The organism is Limibacter armeniacum (assembly GCF_036880985.1).
Lineage (GTDB): Bacteria > Bacteroidota > Bacteroidia > Cytophagales > Flammeovirgaceae > Limibacter > Limibacter armeniacum.
The window spans coordinates 1,976,522-1,999,449 of sequence record NZ_JBAJNO010000009.1; the positions used below are offsets into that span (position 1 = coordinate 1,976,522).

Consider the following 22,928-nt stretch of genomic DNA (forward strand, 5'->3'; position numbering starts at 1 on the left):
TTTATTTACTAATTTCTTCTTGTTTAAGGTAGATATTTGCACGATTTGAAATTATTAACCACCATTCATACACTTATTATTGCACTTTTATACACGTTTATGTAGGTTTGTTAAATACAAAGCAAACAAAATACGCATAAACAGGCATTTTAATTTTATATGGAACAAGGCTAGTATTTTTTAAGATTCATTTTTTAAACTGCGTATTTCTATAGGGATTTAATCAGAACAATAAACTTTACGCTAGTGAAAAGGATTTCTACCTACTTGGCGGCTATACTGATCGCAACTTCATGTGTACCTTCAGCAAAGCATACAAACCAACAACTAACAAATAGTGAGGTAAGCATCAATGCTGTTGATTATATAAACCCTCTTATCGGTACAGGAGGACATGGGCATACCTTTCCAGGTGCTACTATGCCTTTCGGAATGGTTCAACTCTCACCTGACACAGGTACTGAAGGCTGGGATTGGTGTTCTGGTTATCACGTGTCTGACAGCTCTATTATGGGTTTTTCACACACACACTTAAGTGGAACAGGAGGCCCTGATTATGGAGATATACTAGTAATGCCACAAGTAGGAAAACCACTTTTCACTCCTGGGTCAAAAGATAATCCCGATGAAGGATATCGCTCTAGATTCAAGAAAGATAAAGAAATTGCCGAGGCAGGATACTACTCAGTTATGCTGGATGATAGCGGCGTAAAGGCTGAACTGACTGCAACGCAGCGTGCAGGTTTTCACCGTTATACATTTCCTGCTTCTAGTAATAGCCATATCCTGATTGACCTGACACACGGTATTGGTGATCAGACTAGAGAAACATGGTTGGAATTTATTGGAAATGATGAAATCAGAGGGATGCGTCGTTCTAGAGGATGGGCAGCAGACCAATATGTTTACTTCGTTGCCAAATTCTCAAAACCGTTCAAGCAATTTGCCGCTGTTGCTGGTGAAAAAGTAGAAACTGGCATTCGTAAGGCTGATGGTGACAACCTGAAAGCATTGCTGGATTTTGACACAAAAGAAGGAGAAGCAATACTTGTAAAGGTGGGTATTTCAGCTGTTGATATTCAAGGGGCTGAACAAAACCTGAAACACGACATTCAGGATTGGGATTTTGACGCTGTTCGCCTAGAGGCTAAGAAAGCATGGAGTAAGGAAGTGGCTAAAGTCGAAATAGAAGGAGGCAATGAAGAAGATAGAGAAATCTTCTATACAGCACTTTATCATGCCTTGGTGGCTCCAAACCTATTCATGGACACTGATGGCAGGTATAGAGGTATGGACCAGAAGGTCCATAAAGCTGATGATTTCACTAACTACACGCTGTTTTCTATCTGGGACACCTACCGTGCTACTCACCCACTGTTCAATATCCTGAAACCAGAAGAAAACAATGATTTCATTATCTCGATGCTCAAAAAATATGAGCAATCAGGACAGTTACCTATTTGGGAACTAGCTGCCAACGAAACTGGAACCATGATTGGCTTCCACTCGGTGTCGATTATCGCTGAAGCCATTATAAAAGGTACTGCTGACTTTGATAAGGAACTGGCATTTGAAGCCATGAAAGTAGCTGCCAATGATCCAAACAGAGGGTTGGAGTACTTTAATGAAATGGGCTTTATTCCTTTGGATAAGGAAGCCAATGCTGTTTCGAAACAGGTAGAATACGCTTACGACATGTGGTGTATTGCACAAGTTGCCAAAGTATTGGGTAAAACGGATGAATACGTTGATTACAGCAGACGTGCAGGTTATTATAAAAACGTATTCGACAAAGAATCTGGCTTTATGAGAGGCAGGTATATCACTGGTGTTTGGGAAGAGAATTTTGACCCGATGAAAATCTCAATCTTAGGTTCAGGTTCCTATACTGAAGGCAATGCATGGCATTATACATTCTATGCTCCTCAAGACGTAGATGGGCTTATGGAGCTATACGGAGGTAAAGCTGACTTTGCAGGCAAACTCGATGAAATGTTTAACCAAGAATCGGTTAACGATAATGAGCATGCGCATGACGTAACTGGTCTAATCGGTCAGTACGCACAAGGCAATGAGCCAAGCCATCATGTCATTTATTTATACAACTTTGCTGACCAACCGTGGAAAGCACAAGCTAGAGTTCGAGAAGTACTCAAAACCCAATACCATGCAGACCGTGATGGTCTCAGTGGTAATGAAGACTGTGGACAAATGTCAGCCTGGATGTTTTCTCTTCTATGGGCTTCTACCCCGTTAATCCTGTAAGCGGCGAATATATTATTGGCAGCCCATTATTCAACAAGGTTAACATCACCCTGCCTAATGGCAATCAGTTTAAAGTAATTGCACACAACAACTCGGAAGAAAACATTTATATCCAATCAGCTAAACTGAATGGAAAAGCATATAACAAGAGCTTTATCACACACGAAGATATTGTAAATGGAGGCACATTGGAATTTGAAATGGGCAATCAACCTAACAAACAATGGGCTGTATCAGGAGCTCCTGTTTCAAAGGCGATTCCTGAAGATATGTCTATCACTACTGAACCTTCACAGCTCTTCATGCCTTATACAGCATCCAACGGCAGGCTCTTTCTTGACAGTCGTACCATTGAGCTGAAAAACATGAATGATAATGTAGCGATTCATTATACATTGGATGGCTCCATTCCAACAGAAAAATCTCCACTTTACACAGGAGGATTCACTATTAAGGAAACAGCTGTATTAAAGGCAATAGCCATTAAAAATGGTTACGAGCCAAGCAGGTTACTTGAAACAAAATTCACTAAAGCCATTTTCAATAGTGGTGGTGAGCTCCCTAGTATCCAAAGAAACTATACGGTACGCTCAAAATATGATAATGGCGAAAATGGACTACTGGACGGTCAGTATGGCAGTGAAAACCTGCATGACGGCAGATGGGCAGGGGTTGTACGTGAAAACCTTGAAGCTGTAGTTGACTTGGGCAAAGCAACAACTATTGAAAGCCTTGAACTAGGTTTCCTAATCAATACAAGCTCATGGCTTTTTCCTCCTCAAAAAGTCACCTATTACACTTCAGAGAATGGTAAAGACTTTATTGAAGTTGGTAGTGTTGTAAACAATATGCCTGAAACTCATCCTAAGATTCATATTGAACGATATACAAAGAAATTACAACAAGCAACCACTACAAGATATATTAAAGTGATAGCAAAACCATTTGATGCTATACCTGCATGGCATATGGGAGCAGGTAACAACCCATGGATATTTGCTGATGAACTTGTGATCGAGTAATAGGGGTTTCAGGGAAGTCTTACAACTTAGGTTGTGGCTTCCCTCCTCCTCTATTGAAAGTAACTACTACTCCATACTCTTAGTAGATTTCGGAAATGAAAAGACATATACTTACCGGATGGTTATTGCTTTTGAGCTATACCCTGATGGGGCAACAACTGACAGACTACGTCAACCCTTTTATCGGCTCTTCTAACTACGGAGCTACCAACCCTGGAGCCATTGTCCCAAGAGGAATGGTTTCGGTTGTCCCATTCAATACAGCTGGCAAGCAAAACAAGCTGGACAAAGATAGTGATTGGGTATCCTTCCCATATCTACATGAAAATACATTCTTCACAGGTTTCAGTCATGTAAACTTAAGCGGTGTAGGATGCCCTGACCTTGGCGTTCTTCTCCTAATGCCTACAACCGGAGAGCTTTCTGCATCTCCTGAGGTATATGGAAGTACTTACACCCATGAACAAGCTCATCCTGCCTACTATTCCAATATTCTTTCCAAATACAACATCAAGACAGAAGTAACCGCAACCCAACGTACAGGTATTTCCCGATTCACCTTCCCTGCTGGAAAAAGCAATGTGTTACTGAATTTGGGACAAGGGCTGACCAATGAAAGTGGAGCCATGTACAAGGTCGTTTCTGATTCCGAAGTGGAAGGCATGCGAATGGTAGGTGGTTTCTGCTACAACAATTCAGAAGCCGCATACCCAGTGTACTTTGTCATGAAAGTGTCAAAGCCTGCCGACAGGTTTGGGGGATGGACACAGCACAAAAAAATTGAAGGTATTGAAGCAAACTGGGCAGGTAGTTACAATGGCAAAGTCCGTTGGAAAAATGAAGACTACAGTACTGTATTAGGAGATAGTATCGGGGTTTATTTTTCTTATGACTTTGAGGAGCAGACACAGGTTGAAGTAAAAGTGGGTGTTTCTTATGTTTCTATAGAAAATGCCCGTGAGAATCTTCAAAAAGAAGTTGGTGAGCAGACATTTGACCTAATACATCAGCAAGGCCAAAAGGCTTGGGAAAAGGCACTTTCAAGTATCAAGGTTGAAGGTGGGACAAAAGATGACAAGACCATTTTTTACACGGCTCTTTACCACACTCTGATTCACCCCAATGTATTCAATGACGTCAATGGTGAGTACCTGAAAGTAGGCTCCCACCAGACAGGCAATAGCAAACATGACCGTTACACTGTCTTTTCCTTATGGGATACTTACCGCTGCATGAATCAGTTGATGACCTTGCTTTATCCTGAACAGCAATTGGACATGGTCAGGTCAATGCTTGAGATGTACGATGAAAACGGATGGCTTCCAAAATGGGAACTGAATTCGACTGAAACCTTTACAATGGTAGGAGACCCTGCTGCAGCTGTAATTGCAGACACTTACACCAAAGGACTACATGACTTCAATGCTGAAAAAGCAATGGAAGCAATGCTGAAAAGTGCTTATAAAGGAGAAACCGAAACCAACCCTTTACGTCCGGGAATTGCTGACTATGAAAAGCATGGTTATCTTCCTGCTGATCTTGAAATTGGTAAAGATGCACACCTCCATGGAACGGTATCCACCACATTGGAATATTGCATTGCTGATTTTGGTATTGCCCAAATGGCAAAAGCAATGGGAAAGGAAAATATTTACAAGGAGTTTATCAAGCGCTCCAGAAACTATCAAAACCTATACGACAAGCAAACAGGACTCTTCAGACCTAAGATGGCGAATGGAGAATGGCATACTCCATTTGACCCAAAAGCAGGAGCAAACTTCCAAGCCAATGTTGGCTATATTGAAGGCAATGCGTGGCAATACTCCATGATGGCACCTCATGACATGCCTAATGTTGTAAAGCTGATGGGGGGCAAAAAGAAGTTTATAAACCACCTCCAGTCGCTATTTGACACTGAAGAATTTGATATGGCTAATGAACCGGACATTAACTACCCGTTCTGTTTTAACTATGTAAAAGGAGAAGAACACAGAACACAAACAACCGTTCGCAACCTAATCAGAAAGCACTTCACTAATCAACCTGCCGGATTACCTGGCAATGATGATACAGGTACCATGTCAGCATGGCTGGTATTCTCTATGATGGGGCTTTACCCCGATGCCCCAGGAGTACCTCATTATACCTTGTCAGCTCCTTTCTTTGATAAGGTCACTATCCAGTTGAGTGAAGCGCATTATGGAGGAAAAGTCATTGAAATTACAGCAGACAAATCAGGAGAAAATGGCGTCATTCAAACTATATTGCTGAATGGAAAACCATATCGCAACTATTTTATTTCACATCAGGAATTAGTCAATGGTGCCAATTTACATTTTGACATGAAGTCATCAGCCAAGTAATTTCGGATAGACAACAAGAAACTATTAACTGTCATGAGCATTTTCAACGACCAAAGAGTAGTGATGACACTCGATGCAGGAGGAACAAACTTTGTTTTTTCTGCGATTCAGGGTGGTGAGCAAATAGTAGAACCTATTCAATATCCATCCAACGGACACAATCTGGAAAAAAGCCTTACCACTATCATTGAAGGCTTTGAGTTAGTCAGAAGTAAACTAGATGCTGAGCCTGTTGCCATCAGCTTTGCATTTCCTGGCCCAGCGGACTACCCTAAGGGAATTATCAAGGATTTACAAAACCTGAGCGGTTTCAAAGGAGGTGTTGCATTGGGACCCATGCTTGAACGAAAATTCAAGCTGCCTGTATTTATCAACAATGATGGAGACCTATATGCATACGGTGAAGCAATTGCTGGGCTACTTCCTCAAGTAAACAGTCAACTTGCACAGAAAGGGATCCAACATAGGTACAAAAACCTTGTGGGAATCACACTAGGTACAGGACTCGGAGGAGGAATTGTTACGGATGGAAGGCTCCTGATTGGTGATAACTCATTGGGTGGTGAAATCTGGATTTTCCGTAATAGGCTCGAACAAGAAATGAATGCAGAGGAAGGTGCTTGTATTCGTGCCGTACAACGTTATTATGCACAGGAAACCGGCATCGAAAATCCTCAATCGCTATCACCTAAAGATATCTACGAAATTGGTATTGGTGAACAGGAAGGGAATCAGCAGGCCGCAATTTTGGCTTTTGAAAAGCTAGGTACTGTATTGGGAGAAGTCTTGTCTCACTTGACCACTCTTGTAGATGGCCTGATTGTTATTGGTGGCGGACTATCCGGTGCTTACAAACTGTTTATGCCTGCTGCTATCAAAGAAATGCAAAGTCATTACCAGACTGCCAAAGGAGAAGCGTTTCCACGCTTGCAGGCTAACATTTATGACTTGACTAATAAAGACGATTTAAATGGTTTTTACACTACCAATGAGAAAGCCATCAAGATTCCTTTTACAGATGAGGAAATCATCTACAATCCTGATGCAAAAGTTGGAGTTGGAGTATCAACTATCGGCACCAGTAAAGCCATCAGTATAGGGGCCTATGCTTATGCCCTATCAAAGCTTTAGACAAAAGCTGATTTCAAAATATTTCTTCGCCTGAGACAACCCACATTTAGCACCTTTAGATATTGAGCAATCATTATCTTGGGTGCTTTTATGTTAGTATCCCCGACCTTTCTTCCACAGAGTTATCAACATAATATCACGTAGGTTTGTGTATCTTGCACCACTTATTGCACAAGGCAATTTTCAAGAATCTGTCAAAACTATATTCCACTCCGATTGACTGGAATAACAATCGCATACGGTCAGTTATATGTATAAGTTCATTGAATATAGCGTAAGAAATAGGGTTGCATACATTACACTCAACAAGGTCAATACGGGAAATGCACTCGATAAGCTTTTGATTCAGGAATTGGCTGATGCGATGGATACAGCCCTCAAAGACTACTCTACCAAAGTCATTGTAATCAAAGCCAATGGCCCAACATTCTGTACAGGAATCGATACCGCCTATCACAAAAAGATGCAGGAGCAACCCTATACTGAAAACCTGCATGCATCCAATCAGATCAAAGAATTGCTTAAGAGTATTTATCATCACCCAAAAGTGGTTATTGCCCAAGTACAGGGTGATGCTGTTGCCTTAGGCTTTGCACTGGCTTATTCTTGTGATTTTGTCTTTGCCTCAACTAATGTCAGAATGGGACACCCTGAAGTCAGCCTCGGACTGATACCCGCCATAGCATTACCTATCCTCCTCCGAAAGACCAATGAAGCAACAGCACGAATGCTACTCTTATCTGGAAAACTGATTTCGGCGACCGAAGCCTTAGATTATGGTCTTATTTCCCATACCTGTACGGCTGAACAGTTGGATATCAAAGTTGAACAATTTGCCTCTGCTCTTTGTCTCGACAATTCAACACAGTCTATGGCTGTTACCAAGAAGCTCATTGCCCAGCTACAAGGCATGCCACTGGAAGATGCACTCACCTATGCAGCTGAATCAAGTGCACAAAATCGCCTGAATGAGGACAGTAGAAAGGGAATCGCTTCCCTTATATTACAAGAAAAACCTAGATGGTAACAGTTTGTCAATGTTTTCAGAGGTCTCAACATTTTAAAAAGTAAAGTCGTTTAATTTTTTCAAAAGAATTAATTAATTTAATTACTGATAATCATTGCCAAACACTACAAAAATCGCTTAACCAATCATGGTATCTACGCTTAACATTATATGTCTGGTAATAATATATGCAGTGTTGATTATCTTAATGCTCACATATTTTAAAAGAAACCTGAACAACGACGCCAGGCGAGATGAAGATGACGACAACAATGGAGGTGGTTGGGACAACCCAAGCGATGAACCTAAGATAGACTTACCTCCCGGTGTTTTTATACTTCCGCCAGACAAACCAGACCCCTCAAGAAAAAGAAAAAAGACCGAACCTGTTATCTAAAAGCAGGCTCGGTCTTTTTTTATCCACAATAAAAAGACACTTGATACACAAGTGTCTTTTTATTTTAAGTATCTGTAAACATTCACTCCAAGGTATTATCAGGTTTAAGTTGACTAAAGCTTTTCTTCAAGTGCCTTGATCTGTTCTTCAAGGGTCTCCCTGTTTGGAGAGATTCGGGTCATATACTTCAGTACTTTCAGGGCTTTTCTATAAGCCAGCATTTCCCGAAAGATGTTAGCAAGTCCAGACATTGCTGCAAAGTGTCTTGGCTCTAACTGGAGCGTCCTTTGAATATCCCTGATCGCTAACTTGAACTCTCCTCTCAGATAATAAACGATTGCCCGCTTATTCCACCCTTCCGCGTAGTCAGGATCAATATGTGTGACTTTTGAAAATGCTTCCAAAGCATCTTCATACTGGTAATTACCCATCAGCTGCATTCCATCCTCCATCAAATCATCGACAAGCCTGTTGTCTGTTTTAAGCCACAAAGACAGGATACTTGATTCTATGTCTTTAATCTGCTCCTGATCTGTGGTAGATTGTAACTGGTCGAATAATTTTTCGATCTCAATGTTCTTATTGTTACTCATGATGAATCAGAATTTTGGTAAAACCTCCAGTAAGTCGAAGCAGTTGACTTACATTCTGATAATAATAGTGCTGGTTGAATGAGCTGAAGGTTTTTTGGTGCTGGTTTGACGAAATTGCCTGCGGTACTGGCGGTGCTTCCAGAGAGAGGTAATTATGCAGGGCTGAATATAAAATCGTTTTCGAAGAAAAAACTACATTCGAATGTTATCTTAAATATAAACAATATTATGCTAACTTTTGGTGATATTTGCTTGCTAAAATCCTTATTTGTTTATGTAAGTATTTAAAGTTTTGTAAACGTATTATCCGATAAATCAATTAAAAATGAGTTATAAAAAGATTTCAATTTTTCTATTAAACAGCCTGACAACAACTTTTTTATGCGCCCTTAATCCAGTTTTTGCTCAAGATGCCATCAGTGATGCTGAATCAGAACGTATTGTAAGTATTCTGGCCAATGATGACATGGAAGGCAGGGAAACAGGCACGAAAGGAAATGAAAAAGCAGCCCGTTTTATCGAAGAAGAATTCAAGAAAGCGGGTCTTTCTTACATGGAAGGAATGAACAGTTACCAACAGTCATTCACACTTTACACCACTACAACTCAATCACAATCGATAAAGCTGAATAAGCAGAAGTTCTCTTCAAACAATAGTTTTGCGCTGACTGACCGTACTTATTTCAAGACAAAAAAAGTTTCAGAACTTAATGTTGTTGAAATAAACAGTGGTGATGACTTCAGGCAGAAATTCAGCGAATATAGAGCTGCCGAAAAACCTACTTTGGTACTGGTTGATACGGCACATAGTGAGACTTTTCAGCAATTCAGCTATTACTTCCGCAATACACCTCCAAAAAACCAATTGGATGACAAGCACTTCTCTCTTTGGGTTTTGACAGCCGACAAGAAGGTCAAAAAAGCCAAGATCGAGATCGAAAAAAGTGTCAAAGAAGTTAAAGTAACCAACATTGTAGGAGTATTGCCAGGCAAGAAAAGTGATGAGAAAGTATTGTTCTCTGCACACTATGACCATATTGGTATTCAGGAGCCTATTCAAGGAGATTCTATTGCCAATGGTGCTGATGATGATGCTACAGGGGTTGCTGCGGTGATTCAGCTGGCTAACCATTTCAAAAAGCAAAAAAATGAGCGCACTTTGGTTTTCGTTGCCTTTGATGCTGAAGAACAAGGTTTGAAAGGCTCTGAGTATTTTGCACAGCAAGTTACACCTGAAACATTCGTAGCACATGTAAATATTGAAATGATCGGAAAACCTTCTGACAGAGGTGTCCGCAAAGCATATGTTACAGGTTTTGAAAAGTCAAACTTGGGTGCCATTCTGAAAAAAGAAGCAGGACTGCACGGTTATACGTTCTTTAAGGATCCTTATACGAGCTACAACCTGTTTATGAGGTCTGACAATGCTTCAATGGCCAAACTGGGCGTTCCTGCTCATACAGTATCCTCTGACCCAATTGATTTTGACAGCTACTATCATACTGTCAATGACGAAATAGAAACACTTAACTTCAAAAATATGACGGATGTAATCAGAGCTATCTCAATAGGCGTTACCCCGATCATCAATGGGGAGGCTACCCCAAGCAGAATTGACTACGAGTCACGTAAGTAAACCAACAGGATGAGGAATAAGCTGATACTTATTCCTCATTTTTTTATATAATAATAGATTTTAGTATCTGTTAAAGTTTTTTCTCTTGAAGCCCCCCCTGCATTTTCATACTTTTGTAAAAACACTCTTAAAGAATGTGTTAAGAGTAGCCAACTATAAGGTCAGTATTCCACTGACATACAATTAAACGTTTTAAAACCTTTTTCATGCTCAGAATTACAGGACTAGCATTGGCATCATTCTTACTGCTGGGAGGCACTGCAGATGCCCAGAGAAGCAGGGTAGGCGTCTATCCTGATTGGGAAACCAATAAACACCTCTCATTAGCCAACGAATATGAATTTGAAGCTTACACTCCTAAAAATGCTTTTAAAAGCATTGATTACCCCACTTTCATCAACAATGAACAGGCGAAAAAAAGCTATGACTTCAATGAGGTAGCTGTTATTGTATCTGTAGGTCGTGAACACAAGGCCTATCCACTAAGCATGCTGCTTTATCACCCTGTGATCAATGATCGTATAGGAGGAAAGGCAATTGCCGTTACGTACTGTCCACTAACAGATGCTGTCAATGTATGGCGCAGGGATTTTGTACACAAAGGAATGCCTCGTGAAATTGACTTCAGTGTTAGTGGTTTACTAAGAAACAGCAACACTGTGTTATATGACAGGGTTTCAGAAAGCTGGTGGCAACAGTTCACGGGTAAGGCAATGGTAGGTGAGTTTGCAGGCATTTCCCTTGAACCTATTTCAAGTATTCGGATGACAATGGGAGACTTTTGGAATGCTTACCCTTATGGATTAGCTGTTTCACCAAAAGCGAAAGACCCAGTCATTCCATATGGCACTACACCATACTACAAGTATGACCAAGCCTTTAGAGAAAAGCCGCTTTTTCTGCGTCATATGCCGGACAGCCCTTTAATGGCAATGGAACGAGTGGTAGGAATCGAAATTATCGGGAAGCATATCGTTTACCCATTTTCAGAAATTGAAAAAATGGGAGCCTTGAATGACAAACCAATGGACATGTTTGTAACGATCTTCTATCAGGAAGGTGTAAAATCCGCTCTAGATGAAAAGGATATCAGCAAAAGTAAGTCAATTGGTGCTATAGCAGCTTATTCCGCATTCCAAAGCGGACAGTTACTCACGTTCAAGAAAGAAGGAAAACTATTCAAAGATGAGGAAACAGGCTCTCTTTGGCGTTTTGACGGCACATGTATTGATGGAGCGTTAAAAGGAGAAAAGCTGAAGCCGCTCAAAAGTCAGAATTCCTTTGCCTTTGCACAGATGGTATTCTACCCTAAAAGCCTTATTTACAATATAAACTGGTAATTTATTTTATTACCTTGATTTTTTCCCATTAAACGCAGCTGTAAGGCTGAATATCGGGTTTTATCTCTTTACTTTAAGTACATATAAAACCCGAAAAACAATTGAGATAATGAACAAACTACAATATACTTTGTGCCTGCTTTTTGGACTTGGAAGCCTTCAAGCTTCAGCCCAAAACATGGTACCTAATGCAAGCTTTGAACAGATCAAGACAGAAACTCGTGGACATGCTTACCTTGATAATGTATCCGAATGGTTCAACACCAATCAGCGTAAGCCAAAAACCTTATATGGAACTCCTGACCATATGTATATCAATAAGGAGCAATCCCTAGAGGGAATCAAGGCTTCTTTTTCTCCTCATTCTGGAAACTCTGTACTAGGATTGATTACCTACATGCAACGGGTACCCAATTATAGGGAATTTGCATCTGTCAAACTTGATACACACTTGACTAAAGGCAAAAAATACCGTTGCTCTTTTTATATTACCAATGGAAATCAGGTAGCCTATGGCAGTGTTGCATCAAATGGGCTTGGTGTTGCCTTTACCAGCAGTGCTTTGGAGCAATACCTTTATGAACCAATTGCTGTCAAACCTCAGTTCACCATTGAGGACATCTTATACACGAAAGAGTGGAAACAGTACAGTTTTGAATTTACTGCGCAAGAGCCTTATCTCTACATGACGATTGGTAACTTCTTTACTGACGATCAAATAAGTCTACGTCATATGAATTATGATACAGATCCACAAACTTATGTTTATCTTGATGACATTTCAGTTGTAGCGATTGATGGGGAAGAAACCATAGAGCCTGAAAAAGTGGAAGCAGTCATTGTTCAGAAAAAGGAAGAACCTGTAGTCGCAACCGTCAGTGAGACTCCCATACCTGAACCAACAACAGAGGAGCTTGTTGAAAACCGAGAAGTAGAAGATCAATATGTATTGAATCTTCCTGCCGGCGTTAGCAAAGTGAAAATAAAGATATGGGACGACAAGACAGAAGATGGAGATGTTCTTTCCGTATTATTCAACAAACATTGGCTCGTAAAAAGCTACTCACTGAGAAAGAAGAAAAGGAAACTTACTTTAAATATAGATAACAGCAAAGACAACCGGTTGATCCTGATTGCGCATGACCTCGGTACCGAACCACCTACCACTGCTGCGATAGAAATCAAAGCAGGTAGCTTGAAGCGTACAATCAGAGTCCGATCTGATCTCGGAAAGTGTGGAGCCATCAGGTTCCAGCAGTAACAAACGGACTAACTTGCTAAATACAGCATTCGGGTAAACTTGTATTTTAGGGTCATTGTTCCCCTTAAGTACTATAACTTCAACAAACCATGACTTACAAACAATCTGAGAAAGAGTTACTCTTTGAAAGAGGTAGTATCACCCTTGATCGAACAAAATCTCCAGCAAACGATATTGTAGATATTGTTTCAGAAACTTTGTTTGGAACTCCAGGATCAATGCGTTACCGACACAAGGATACACGAGAGTATATACATCAGATCGACAATCCTTACTTTCTTGCACTAAGACGGAATGATGTGCTACTAGGTACGGTTACGATATGTACCCGTCCGATATTACATACAGTAGCCCCAACTACGGCTTACCATGTTCGCTATTTCGCTTTCAATGAAAAGTTCAGAAGTACGTCAAGAGAAACGCAAAAGAGACAAAAGTCCAACTTTCTTCTTGACCTGATCTTTAATCAACTGGAAGCTGAACACTTTCCTGAAACAGGTGGTGGAGTGTTTTATGCTTATGTAGAAAGGGAAAATGTAAGGTCCGCAGAACTTTGTGAAAGGTTTGGCTTTAACCCTATCCGTAAGATGACCACCTCCATCTTCAGCCGTATGTTCCCGAAAAAAGATAACCGTGTCAGCAGGCTAAATGCTGACGACAAGGGACAAATGAAGCAGCTCCTTCATGATTATTACAAAGGGTATTCTTTCTTTACCACTGAAAACCTATTTAAAGACGACAATTATTTTGTCCTGAAAGAAGGTAATGAAATAGTTGCGGGTATTCAGGCTCTGCCTACTCATTGGAAAATGGAAGAGATGTCTGGCCCTGTTGGCGCCCTTGCCATGAACCTACTTCCTAAGCTTCCAATCCTTTCCAGAGTATTCAACCCTAACGCTTACAACTTCTTGGCTGGAGAAGGTGTATACTGCAAAAAAGGGTATGAGCACCTGATTCCTGTATTGTTTGAAGCTGTTTGTGCTGAAACTGGTTATTACAGTATTAATATCTGGTCGGATATAGAGTCTTCACTTTATCAACTACTCCAAGGAATCAAGAGTAAAGGGGTATTGGAAAGGTTCAATGATAAAAACACAGCAGATGTAATTGTCAAATATTCCGAAATCTCAGAAGAAACAGCCCGTGATATAGAAAGTAGACCAACTTATATTTCTGGGTTTGACTTGGCCTAAAGTAGAAAAGCCTTTCTCATAATAAAAGCCTTCTTACAGCTATTGTAGGAAGGCTTTTCTATGCTCTTAACCTTCTATTCTCATTGCCATTTTGAGGTTTCAAGAAGTTAACACACACTTGAACTACAAGCAAAGAATATATCAATCAAATAGAACATCTTTGCAATGAAATAAAAATAACACCTAAGATACACCTTATAATAAACCAAAATATTATATATTTCGTTATAATATTGTGTGTGCAGTTTTCACTATCTGATAAATAATAGAACATTTATCAACTGTACGGTCAACCTGCTTGCAGGTTAAGGTGGAAGTACAGAAAATTGTTTCTGCTACTTCAGTAATACTAATGCATTGATATCTGGTCAGAACAGCAGCAGGCTCAAAAGACCTTAACTACTTTAGTCCATTACTAAAAAACCACCCAGCCATGGTTAGACGATTTGATCTAAACGAGATCATGATGACTTATGAAAGTCTTCCTTTTGAAAAACGAGAAAGTTATCTTCATAAGGTCATGAAAAAGCTCACCAAAGAACCTGAAGAAATTCAAGAAGAGCTCGTTCCCGAGATTGAAAGGTTCGTGGAAGAAGCCACAGAAAGAGTAAATTACCTTTATGATGGCATGCAAAATGACTGGTATTAACCTTCAAAAATGACAGTATGGTTTGCTTAGGGCGATCTACTGTTCACAACTAGCAAACCATACTTCAGTTAAATTTCTTACTTACTACTACTTACTGTGATTGTTCAAATCAACAGTAGGCAAACTTTTATCTGCTTTTTTCAAAAGCACCTCCTACCCCTCTGTTTTATCCACACAGCTATTCATTATTTCTCGATTTTCTTGTTTTATTTGTCGGATAATTAGCACCTGTACATATAGGTACTGTGCATTTGTATTTTTTTTACCCAAAAATTTTTTCATGATGGATACTCATGAAACCATGCATCTGGCTGCTGAAGCAGGAAAAATCATCCTTGAAAACGGTGGTGAAACTTACCGTGTTGAAGAGACTATCACCCACATCTGCCAGTGTTATGGTATAGAAGAAGTGGATAGTTTTGTTACGCCAACAGGTATTATGATGTCGGTCACTGACACTGAGGGAAACTCTTTTTCATTGGTAAAAAGGGTCACAAAAAGAGTTGTCAACCTTGAAAAGGTTAGACTTGTCAATGACATATCGAGACGTGTACAACATGAGAAACCACCAGTACGTAGCGTACGTGAGGAACTCAAACATATCAAAACAATAGGTTCTTACTCGCATCTGACTACTGTAGCTATTTCTTCTACAGCAGCGGGATTCTTTTGTCTTTTGTATGGAGGTTCATTCCGTGATTTTTGTGTAGCATTCTTTATCGGATGCCTCCTTAACTTGCTTACTTGGATAAGTGATAAACTTCAGCTTATCGGGTTTCTGACCAACCTTACAGGCGGAGCAGTAGCAACTTTTACTGCGTTATTCATGACGCATATGGGTATAGGAGTCAATGAAGACAAAATTACAATTGGAGCGATCATGCTATTGGTACCGGGTCTAGCTATTACCAACGCTATCAGAGATACCATTGCCGGTGATCTGGTAAGTGGCTTATCTAGGGGACTAGAAGCTTTTTTTGTAGCAGTTGCTATCTCTGTCGGAGCTGGATTCGCCTATGAATTCTGGTATGTAATCATTGGTACGGTACAGAACTAAATTGAATGAGATGTTAACACAACAGATTTTTTTCAACACATTTTATGCACTGATTGGGAGTCTCGGCTTCAGTATTATTTTCAACATCAGAGGTAAACACTTAATATTTGCTTCATTAGGAGGGGGTATTAGCTGGTTCTGTTATGAAATCGGTCTAGCTCTCGAACAAAGTTCCGTTGTTTCCATGTTTATGGCTACCTGCATGGTAACGGTCTATTCAGAGATTTTAGCTAGGAGAATGAAAATTCCTGCCACTATTGTCATCATCAGTTCCGTTATTCCACTTGTTCCTGGTGGAGGAATGTATTATACAATGCTGGAGTCTGTCAATGGGAATGAGGTTGGATTTCTCAAAAAGCTAACCATTACACTTTTCGAAGCTGGTGCTATTGCCATCGGCATTGTACTGGTATCTTCCTTTGCTAGAATCTTGAAAATGCAGAAAAGATAATGCTCTGATTTTATAAAATAAAAAAGGCTACCACTTTACATGGTAGCCTTCTTATTATTCACATGAGCTATCTCTTAGTTCTGGAAAGAGAAAGAGATTGACTTGTCCTCAATTGCTCCATCTGCATCCAGTGTGATAGTAACATCATCAACTGTCAATGTTCCGAACACTGTATGCTCTTTGTTGTCCTCGTCTGTGTATGTTGACTTATAAACAACAATGTCACCATCTACTAGACCTGCCAAAGAAGCTGCCGGTGTCCCTGCATCGTATGCGTTTTGTGCTTGGAACTTATCTGATACATCCAAATCTGCTGCTTTCACAAACATAGTTGTACCAAGACCTGTAATACCCAAGTCATTACCTGTTCCTGAAACGATATCGAAACCTACAGTCTCAACATCCTCCATGAAAGTGAATGTCTGACCTGCATATTTCATATCCTCTCCTTTGCTATCAAAAGTGTATTTGTTCACTGGAACCAATACTGTTTTTGTAGACGTTCCATTCACTATTACCTTGTATGCAAGTGTATCATACAGTGAGTAGTCCACACCATTCAGGCTAACACTGTCATTTGCAAGGTCAAAATCACCTGCCACTGTTGAAAATGCTACACCAGCGTTGTCCTCATCATACTTCAGTACTGCGCTCTCAACTACTACATTTGAAACTGTTGCATTGGCTGTACCTACTTCAAACCTTACAAAAGCATCTTTGCCGTTCTGGATCACCTCATCTGCTTCAAAGCTGATTGGTGAAGTTACTGCAATCGTGCTGTACTTGTAAGTTTCAGTGCTACCACCTCTAGTCACAGTGTACTGAGTTTCTACTTCATCCCCTACGCTTGACAGCTCTGCATCAGACAGGTTCAGCTCGATTGAAGCCTTGCCTCCTGAAATCGTCATATCACCCAGCTTCTTGATCTGAAGGATATTGCCATCCTCATCTCTTACAACCTGCTCCAAAACAGCCGCATCAACACCTTCTGCATCAATGCTGATCATAATTTTGTCAAGGTCTGTGAAACTGTATTTTGTACTGTAGCCAAAGCTATTGCCTGGAATCACAAAATCTTGTTCTGCTTCACCTGCACATGATCCTAGGCTCATTGCTGCCAATACAGAAGCTGTTGCTATATATTTATTGAATTTCATTTTTCTGTTATTTGTCTGTTAACCAAAATATAAAAAGCTCTTTGTAGGAGAAGCTTTACAGCTTCTCCTGAAAGCCTATATTAATAGTTGTAGTCCACAACTGTTCCTTCAGCAACGTCCCACCAAACACGTGCATCCATTTTATCAGCACCTCCGATTTCAGTCAGGGCACTCTGATAATTGTTACCGTTCAATGTTTGCTCGTCGATAGGGTACTGTCTTCTTGTAGGAATTGTGTTCAGACCTGCAATCAGGATTCCATCCTTAGGAAGTCTCAAGATACCGAAATCCAGTCTTCTCCACTCGATCCAGCCTTGGTGTCCCTGCATGTACAAGGCTAACCATTTCTGCTCACCAAGTGATACTTTCCAGTTAGCTGCATCATAAACTTGAGCATCTGCATAAGCTGTTGCTGACGCTTTGTCAACACCCCACTGGTCCATTGACGTCAGGATACCTTGCTTGAAGTGAGCTGCTGCACTACCGCCGATGAAGCCTCTCTGTACAGCTTCTGCCAACAGGAAGTCTACCTCAGCTGCAACCATATACATACCTGGAGATGAAGATTGAAGAACCGCTGTACCTGGCTGAGACACTGCACCTACAGGAAGGTTGTTGGCAATGTTTTCATTCTCACCATAGATCATACCGATAAATGTACCAGTACTAGCCGCTGGCTCTGCATAAACAGACAATCTTGGATCATTATCAGCAAGCATCTGATCAACAATCGTGTTACTTACTGCAAAGTCCTCTCTTGTCTTACGGTCCTCATTCAATGGGTTGTTGTGAGGAGCATCTGTGTAAGCAATAAGAGCGTTGTCTGTATTACTAGTAAAGTAAAGACCTGTATTGTAGGCTGCAGCAAAGTTTTCTTTAGCCACATCTTCCTTCACATCTGCAATTCTCATCGCCACTCTCATTCTCAATGAGTTTGCGAATTTCTGCCAAGCTACAGCATTACCATTGTACAGTGCATCACCACTAAAAGCTGGAGCATCTGCATCAATGCTATTGTATGCTTCTTCCAGTTTTACCAACAGGTCCATATAAATAGACTCCTGTGAATCATACTTAGGTGTCTTGTTTCCTGTAAGTGCTTCAGAGTAAGGAATTGGTCCCCAGATGTCTGTCATCAGTTGGAACATACATGCCTTCATAATCTCTGCTGCTGCATTCTGGTTAACTGCTGCTGCTTTCTCTGCCTCTGAAGCGAAAGAATTTGCTGCAATTTTTTCATTGTTCAGGTCAATCGCAGCCTGAAGGTCTTTCAGACCACCTGCATACCAAGCAGTCCAGTTGTTGTTATCCTCAGAAGGTCTTGCCTTGTACTGGCTTTCTGATGTATAACTATTTTGTGCCCAGAACTGAGAGTACATTAGACCGAAACGTCCGTTTGCCCACTCATCCCACATATCATCCATCAAACCTTTTTGAGCTGAAGCCAATAGGAAACCTGGCTCTACCACTGAAGGCTGATCCGGATCAATATTCATTTCTTCAAAGTCTTGGTTACAGCCTGTTGCACCGAAAAGCAACATACCTGCCATTGCAGCCACTTTGAATTTGTTATATACTGTATTTGCCATGATAATTCTCTTTAAGATAAATTGATCAATTCTTTAGGTTTCGAGGTATGGTAAAAGTTACCTTCTACCATACCTTTAGAAAGATCTCCTACTAGAAATCAAATTTCACGTTGAAACCGATAGATCTTGTACTAGGTACTTGAGCACCTTCAATACCTTGAATGTTACCCGCTGAAGCTGTTACTTCTGGGTCAAGGTGAGGCAGCTCGCTATAAAGGATCGCCAGGTTTCTACCCACAACTGAGAAAGTTACGTTGTTGATACCGTAGTTGCTTACCAGTTTGTTAGGCAATTTGTAGCTCAATGCCAATTCTTTCAGCTTCACGTAAGACGCATCGTATACGTCTGCCTCTGCAATTGTGTAACCACCGTTTGCAAAGAAGTGTGTGTTGGCATCGATTACAGTTGTGTTTGGCGTACCATCCTCGTTTACACCTTCTACAATCAGACCGTTCTCTCTAACACCGTTAGCTGCAGTCTCCTCCATGATACCTGAGTATTTACCCCACATGTTTGTTGTTGAGAATACTTTACCACCGTAACGAACATCAAGTAGTGTTCTTAGTGAGATACCTTTGTATGAGAATGTGTTGTTGATACCACCAGTCCATTTAGCCAGTGATGAACCAAGGTTTACTACTCCGTCAGTCACTTTGTAAGTTCCATCCTCGTTTACAACCTTGTTGCCGTTGTCGTCATATACATATCCTGTACCTACGATCTGTCCGTATGACTCACCTTTGAAAGCGTTCACTGACACTGCGAATGGAGCGTTAGCCAATCTCAGGTTAGTGATTTCCTTACCAGTCTCAGGGTCTGTGTACAGTTCAACAACTTCGTTCATGTTTTTCGCCCAGTTCACTGTCACATCCCACTTGAAGCCTGATGCAGTCTGTACTGGAGTACCGTACAACATCAGTTCAAGACCGTGGTTCAACATTTCACCTGCGTTGATGTATTGTCTTGAGTAACCTGAAGCTGCTGAAGTTGCGATATCCAGAATCTGGTCAAATGTCGTGTTGCGGTAGTAAGTAACATCCAACCCTATACGGTCATTCAGGAATCTTGAGTCTACACCCACCTCAAATGAACGGGTAGTTTCTGGCTTCAGATCAACATTGTTCAGTGTATTTGGCACTGTGTAAAGTGGGAAGTTACCAAATGAACCTCTTGTATCAGCTGAATAAGTAGTCAGGATATTGTAAGGGTCAGTATCGTTACCTACCTCTGCAAAACCTGCTCTCAGTTTACCGAATGAAAGGATGCTAGAGTTGTTAAGACCTTCCAGTTCAGAGAATACGAATGAACCTGTCACTGAAGGGTAGAAGTAAGTATTGTTGTCTGTTGGCAATGTAGATGATTGGTCAACACGCATTGTTGCGTCCAGGAAGTAAGTGTTTCTGTACCCGAATGAAGTTGAAGCGAATGCAGAGTTTACTTGCTTAGTATAGCCATCATCAAGCAACTGAGCTGGAGAGTTTGAGTTTGACAGTGTATAAAGACCTGCAACGCTCAAACCGTTTACAGTAGTACCGTAGTTTCTTTTGTATGATTGCTTTCTGATGTTACCACCTACAAATGCGTTTACTGAGAACTCACTATCGAAAGTCTTGTCGTATCTCAACATTGCCTCATAGTTGTTCTCCTTCACGAATCTTACATCCTCAGAGTATTTTGAGATATCCACTGAACCTACAGCGATTCTCTCTCTACGTGAGTCTGTGTAGAAGTCAGTCATTACCTTACCTGAAACTGAGAAGTTCTCATTGATTTTGTAGTTCAATGCGAAGTTACCGAAGAAACGCTCTCTATCATCATCCTGATAGTTCTCATATCTTGTCCAGTACGGGTTATCAGCGTATTTAGGTCTTCCATCGTCATATCCTCTTCTGTTCCAAGTACGTTGAGAACCGTCAGGGTTCTTATACTGCTTCATTTGCTCGTTGTCCCACTGTCTCTGACCCCACTGGTTGAACTGTTGCATTACGTTACCACCATCATAACCAGTACCTGGACGGCCTAGTGCTTTAGATGAAACGTAGTTAGCTACAGTTGAAACTGTGAATTTATCTGTCAGTTTAGTGCTACCATTGAAACTTACTGTGTGTCTTGTCATTTCACTGTTAGGCATCACACCGTTGATGTCCATATTTGTGTATGACAAACGGAAGTTAGAAACATCGTTTCCACCGCTCAATGCCACGTTAGTGTTTGTAGTAACACCAGTCTCAAAGAAGTCTTTTACGTTATTAGGGTGTGCTTCCCAAGCAGTTGCTTGACCGTAGTCAGGGTGCCACTCGTCAAAGCTGTACCACTGTCTTGCTGGTGTACCGTCCAGTTTAGGACCCCAGCTCTCATCCACTGCATATGAAGCGTAAGGGTTGCCATTAGCATCTGTAGCTGAGCCAAAAGCACCTGCTCCACCACCACCATATGAGTTCTGGTAGTCTGGAAGGCGAAGGATGTTGTCAAAAGTAACGCCCGCATTGATACTTACGCCGATACCTTTTCTACCTTTACCTGATTTTGTTGTGATGATAATTACACCGTTCGCTGCTCTAGAACCGTAAAGGGCTGCTGCTGCTGCACCTTTCAGTACTGACATTGAAGCAATATCATCTGGGTTGATATCCTGAGCTGCGTTACCGTAGTCATAACCACCCGCACCTCTTTCTTGGTTTGATGAAGTAAAGTTTGAGTTATCTAATGGCACACCGTCCACTACGAAAAGTGGCTGGTTGTTACCGTTGATCGAGTTAGCACCACGGATCAGGATTCTTGATGAACCACCCATTGTAGAAGATGAGTTGATCTGAACACCTGATACTTTACCTGCAAGGCCGCTTACTACGTTTGTTGATTTCACTTCTGAAAGTTCATCACCACCTACAGCTTGCATTGCATAACCTAGTGAGCGCTCATCTCTTGATACACCCAAGGCTGTTACTACAACCTCTTCCAGCTCTTCTGCATCCACTTCAAGAGGAACTTGCAAAGCTGATTGGTTGCCTACAGCAACTTCTTTTGTTTTATAACCTACAAAACGGAATTCCAAGATTGATTCTGGGCCTGGCACAGCCAATTTAAAATCACCGTCAAGTCCTGTAATTGTACCTTTTGAAGTACCCTTTAGAATTACTGTTACGCCTGGCAACGGTTCTCCATTATCCGTCACCACACCTGATACAGTACGCTCTTGCGCAAAAGCCGTCATAAACAGCATAGGCAAGAGTGCCAGTGTGAGTAGCAGTCTTTTTGTCATAAGTCTGTTTGTTTTTGAATAGTTTAAACAACGTGTTAGCTGCATGAAAGCAGAAAGTAGCAAAGACTTACCAAACAGTAAGTTTTAATGCAACCCGCTTCCTCAGCGAATTTTTCATTACAGGAATCGTTTTCCCTGTGCAGGTTTCAGAACAACTGTTATAACTTTTGCAAGGCAAACCAACCATAAAAGATTACAGCGTTCTAAAACAGACTCGACCCTCGTCAAGGTCTAGTCTGATGTTTTTAAATAGTAGAAAGTAACAATGAGAAATATGAGTAAGATGGGAGTAAAATGTTAGTAGTTTATATAGTAGAAAGCGGCCATCTAAGGCCATTGTTAATATTCTTTAAACCCCTCAACGATACGAATGTATGAATATCATTTAAAAATGGCGACATGTAACATTATTAATTTCTTAATTTTAACCTTTTTTAACAATATCAATATATACACATAAAATATCATTTTGATGATATCTTAATTAACAAATAATATTCTCATTCAGAATAAAATACCACAATAGAGTAGAATATTAAAAATAATAGGAAAGTCA

16 protein-coding genes and 1 pseudogene are annotated in these 22,928 nt (G+C 40.7%); 13 read left to right on the forward strand and 4 right to left on the reverse strand.

Features of this window, described 5'->3' with window-relative positions; genetic code table 11:
- Positions 1–246: 246 nt before the first annotated feature.
- The 6 genes and pseudogenes from V6R21_RS26140 to V6R21_RS26165 form a co-directional block, all read left to right on the forward strand.
- Positions 247–2,414 (forward strand): annotated as a pseudogene (locus V6R21_RS26140) (GH92 family glycosyl hydrolase); the annotation flags it as partial.
- A 153-nt stretch (positions 2,415–2,567) separates the two neighbouring features.
- Positions 2,568–3,287, forward strand: coding sequence for a chitobiase/beta-hexosaminidase C-terminal domain-containing protein (locus V6R21_RS26145; RefSeq protein WP_334247606.1), 720 nt, complete (start codon positions 2,568–2,570; stop codon positions 3,285–3,287).
- A gap of 95 nt (positions 3,288–3,382) precedes the next feature.
- A complete protein-coding gene (locus V6R21_RS26150; protein WP_334246464.1) occupies positions 3,383–5,650 on the forward strand; it encodes a GH92 family glycosyl hydrolase in 2,268 nt (755 codons plus the stop codon).
- Positions 5,651–5,683: 33 nt separating this feature from the next.
- Positions 5,684–6,781, forward strand: a complete 1,098-nt coding sequence (locus V6R21_RS26155; RefSeq protein ID WP_334246465.1) for an ROK family protein — start codon at positions 5,684–5,686, stop codon at positions 6,779–6,781.
- 250 nt (positions 6,782–7,031) lie between these two features.
- Positions 7,032–7,808, forward strand: a complete 777-nt coding sequence (locus V6R21_RS26160; RefSeq protein WP_334246466.1) for an enoyl-CoA hydratase/isomerase family protein — start codon at positions 7,032–7,034, stop codon at positions 7,806–7,808.
- A gap of 187 nt (positions 7,809–7,995) precedes the next feature.
- Complete coding sequence (locus V6R21_RS26165) at positions 7,996–8,184, forward strand: hypothetical protein (RefSeq protein ID WP_334246467.1); 189 nt, start codon at positions 7,996–7,998, stop codon at positions 8,182–8,184.
- A 113-nt stretch (positions 8,185–8,297) separates the two neighbouring features.
- On the opposite strand, the gene V6R21_RS26170 is transcribed toward V6R21_RS26165, so the two are convergent.
- Positions 8,298–8,777, reverse strand: coding sequence for a tetratricopeptide repeat protein (locus V6R21_RS26170; RefSeq protein ID WP_334246468.1), 480 nt, complete (start codon positions 8,775–8,777; stop codon positions 8,298–8,300).
- Positions 8,778–9,102: 325 nt separating this feature from the next.
- Here V6R21_RS26170 and V6R21_RS26175 point away from each other — a divergent pair, with 325 nt between their 5' ends.
- The 7 genes from V6R21_RS26175 to V6R21_RS26205 all read left to right on the forward strand — a co-directional run bounded on the left by V6R21_RS26175 (position 9,103) and on the right by V6R21_RS26205 (position 16,364).
- The gene (locus tag V6R21_RS26175) at positions 9,103–10,413 is read left to right on the forward strand and encodes a M28 family metallopeptidase (protein WP_334246469.1); all 1,311 of its coding nucleotides are present in this window, start codon (positions 9,103–9,105) and stop codon (positions 10,411–10,413) included.
- Between the two features lie 206 nt (positions 10,414–10,619).
- Positions 10,620–11,753, forward strand: a complete 1,134-nt coding sequence (locus V6R21_RS26180; RefSeq protein WP_334246470.1) for a DUF3179 domain-containing protein — start codon at positions 10,620–10,622, stop codon at positions 11,751–11,753.
- A 109-nt stretch (positions 11,754–11,862) separates the two neighbouring features.
- On the forward strand, positions 11,863–13,014 hold the full coding sequence (locus V6R21_RS26185; RefSeq protein ID WP_334246471.1) for a hypothetical protein: 1,152 nt from the start codon (positions 11,863–11,865) through the stop codon (positions 13,012–13,014).
- An 89-nt stretch (positions 13,015–13,103) separates the two neighbouring features.
- A complete protein-coding gene (locus tag V6R21_RS26190; protein WP_334246472.1) occupies positions 13,104–14,207 on the forward strand; it encodes a hypothetical protein in 1,104 nt (367 codons plus the stop codon).
- A 433-nt stretch (positions 14,208–14,640) separates the two neighbouring features.
- Complete coding sequence (locus V6R21_RS26195; protein WP_334246473.1) at positions 14,641–14,856, forward strand: hypothetical protein; 216 nt, start codon at positions 14,641–14,643, stop codon at positions 14,854–14,856.
- Between the two features lie 280 nt (positions 14,857–15,136).
- The gene (locus V6R21_RS26200; protein WP_334246474.1) at positions 15,137–15,913 is read left to right on the forward strand and encodes a threonine/serine exporter family protein; all 777 of its coding nucleotides are present in this window, start codon (positions 15,137–15,139) and stop codon (positions 15,911–15,913) included.
- Between the two features lie 10 nt (positions 15,914–15,923).
- Positions 15,924–16,364 carry a threonine/serine exporter family protein gene (locus V6R21_RS26205; protein ID WP_334246475.1) on the forward strand — a complete coding sequence of 147 codons (441 nt, stop codon included), beginning with the start codon at positions 15,924–15,926 and terminating at the stop codon, positions 16,362–16,364.
- 74 nt (positions 16,365–16,438) lie between these two features.
- Here V6R21_RS26205 and V6R21_RS26210 read toward each other — a convergent pair whose 3' ends face one another.
- The 3 genes from V6R21_RS26210 to V6R21_RS26220 form a co-directional block, all read right to left on the reverse strand.
- Positions 16,439–17,521: a hypothetical protein gene (locus tag V6R21_RS26210; protein ID WP_334246476.1), complete on the reverse strand. Its 1,083-nt coding sequence runs from the start codon at positions 17,519–17,521 to the stop codon at positions 16,439–16,441.
- An 80-nt stretch (positions 17,522–17,601) separates the two neighbouring features.
- Positions 17,602–19,110 carry a SusD/RagB family nutrient-binding outer membrane lipoprotein gene (locus V6R21_RS26215; RefSeq protein WP_334246477.1) on the reverse strand — a complete coding sequence of 503 codons (1,509 nt, stop codon included), beginning with the start codon at positions 19,108–19,110 and terminating at the stop codon, positions 17,602–17,604.
- A gap of 91 nt (positions 19,111–19,201) precedes the next feature.
- Positions 19,202–22,372 carry a SusC/RagA family TonB-linked outer membrane protein gene (locus tag V6R21_RS26220; protein ID WP_334246478.1) on the reverse strand — a complete coding sequence of 1,057 codons (3,171 nt, stop codon included), beginning with the start codon at positions 22,370–22,372 and terminating at the stop codon, positions 19,202–19,204.
- Positions 22,373–22,928 lie beyond the last annotated feature (556 nt).

Coding starts and splice junctions, on each gene's coding strand:
- V6R21_RS26215 (WP_334246477.1), bottom strand. CDS start 19,110: ATGGCAAATACAGTATATAACAAATTCAAAGTGGCTGCAATGGCAGGT.
- V6R21_RS26145 (WP_334247606.1), top strand. CDS start 2,568: ATGCCTTATACAGCATCCAACGGCAGGCTCTTTCTTGACAGTCGTACC.
- V6R21_RS26220 (WP_334246478.1), bottom strand. CDS start 22,372: ATGACAAAAAGACTGCTACTCACACTGGCACTCTTGCCTATGCTGTTT.
- V6R21_RS26205 (WP_334246475.1), top strand. CDS start 15,924: ATGTTAACACAACAGATTTTTTTCAACACATTTTATGCACTGATTGGG.
- V6R21_RS26185 (WP_334246471.1), top strand. CDS start 11,863: ATGAACAAACTACAATATACTTTGTGCCTGCTTTTTGGACTTGGAAGC.
- V6R21_RS26175 (WP_334246469.1), top strand. CDS start 9,103: ATGAGTTATAAAAAGATTTCAATTTTTCTATTAAACAGCCTGACAACA.
- V6R21_RS26160 (WP_334246466.1), top strand. CDS start 7,032: ATGTATAAGTTCATTGAATATAGCGTAAGAAATAGGGTTGCATACATT.
- V6R21_RS26190 (WP_334246472.1), top strand. CDS start 13,104: ATGACTTACAAACAATCTGAGAAAGAGTTACTCTTTGAAAGAGGTAGT.
- V6R21_RS26195 (WP_334246473.1), top strand. CDS start 14,641: ATGGTTAGACGATTTGATCTAAACGAGATCATGATGACTTATGAAAGT.
- V6R21_RS26155 (WP_334246465.1), top strand. CDS start 5,684: ATGAGCATTTTCAACGACCAAAGAGTAGTGATGACACTCGATGCAGGA.
- V6R21_RS26165 (WP_334246467.1), top strand. CDS start 7,996: ATGCTCACATATTTTAAAAGAAACCTGAACAACGACGCCAGGCGAGAT.
- V6R21_RS26180 (WP_334246470.1), top strand. CDS start 10,620: ATGCTCAGAATTACAGGACTAGCATTGGCATCATTCTTACTGCTGGGA.
- V6R21_RS26170 (WP_334246468.1), bottom strand. CDS start 8,777: ATGAGTAACAATAAGAACATTGAGATCGAAAAATTATTCGACCAGTTA.
- V6R21_RS26150 (WP_334246464.1), top strand. CDS start 3,383: ATGAAAAGACATATACTTACCGGATGGTTATTGCTTTTGAGCTATACC.
- V6R21_RS26200 (WP_334246474.1), top strand. CDS start 15,137: ATGATGGATACTCATGAAACCATGCATCTGGCTGCTGAAGCAGGAAAA.
- V6R21_RS26210 (WP_334246476.1), bottom strand. CDS start 17,521: ATGAAATTCAATAAATATATAGCAACAGCTTCTGTATTGGCAGCAATG.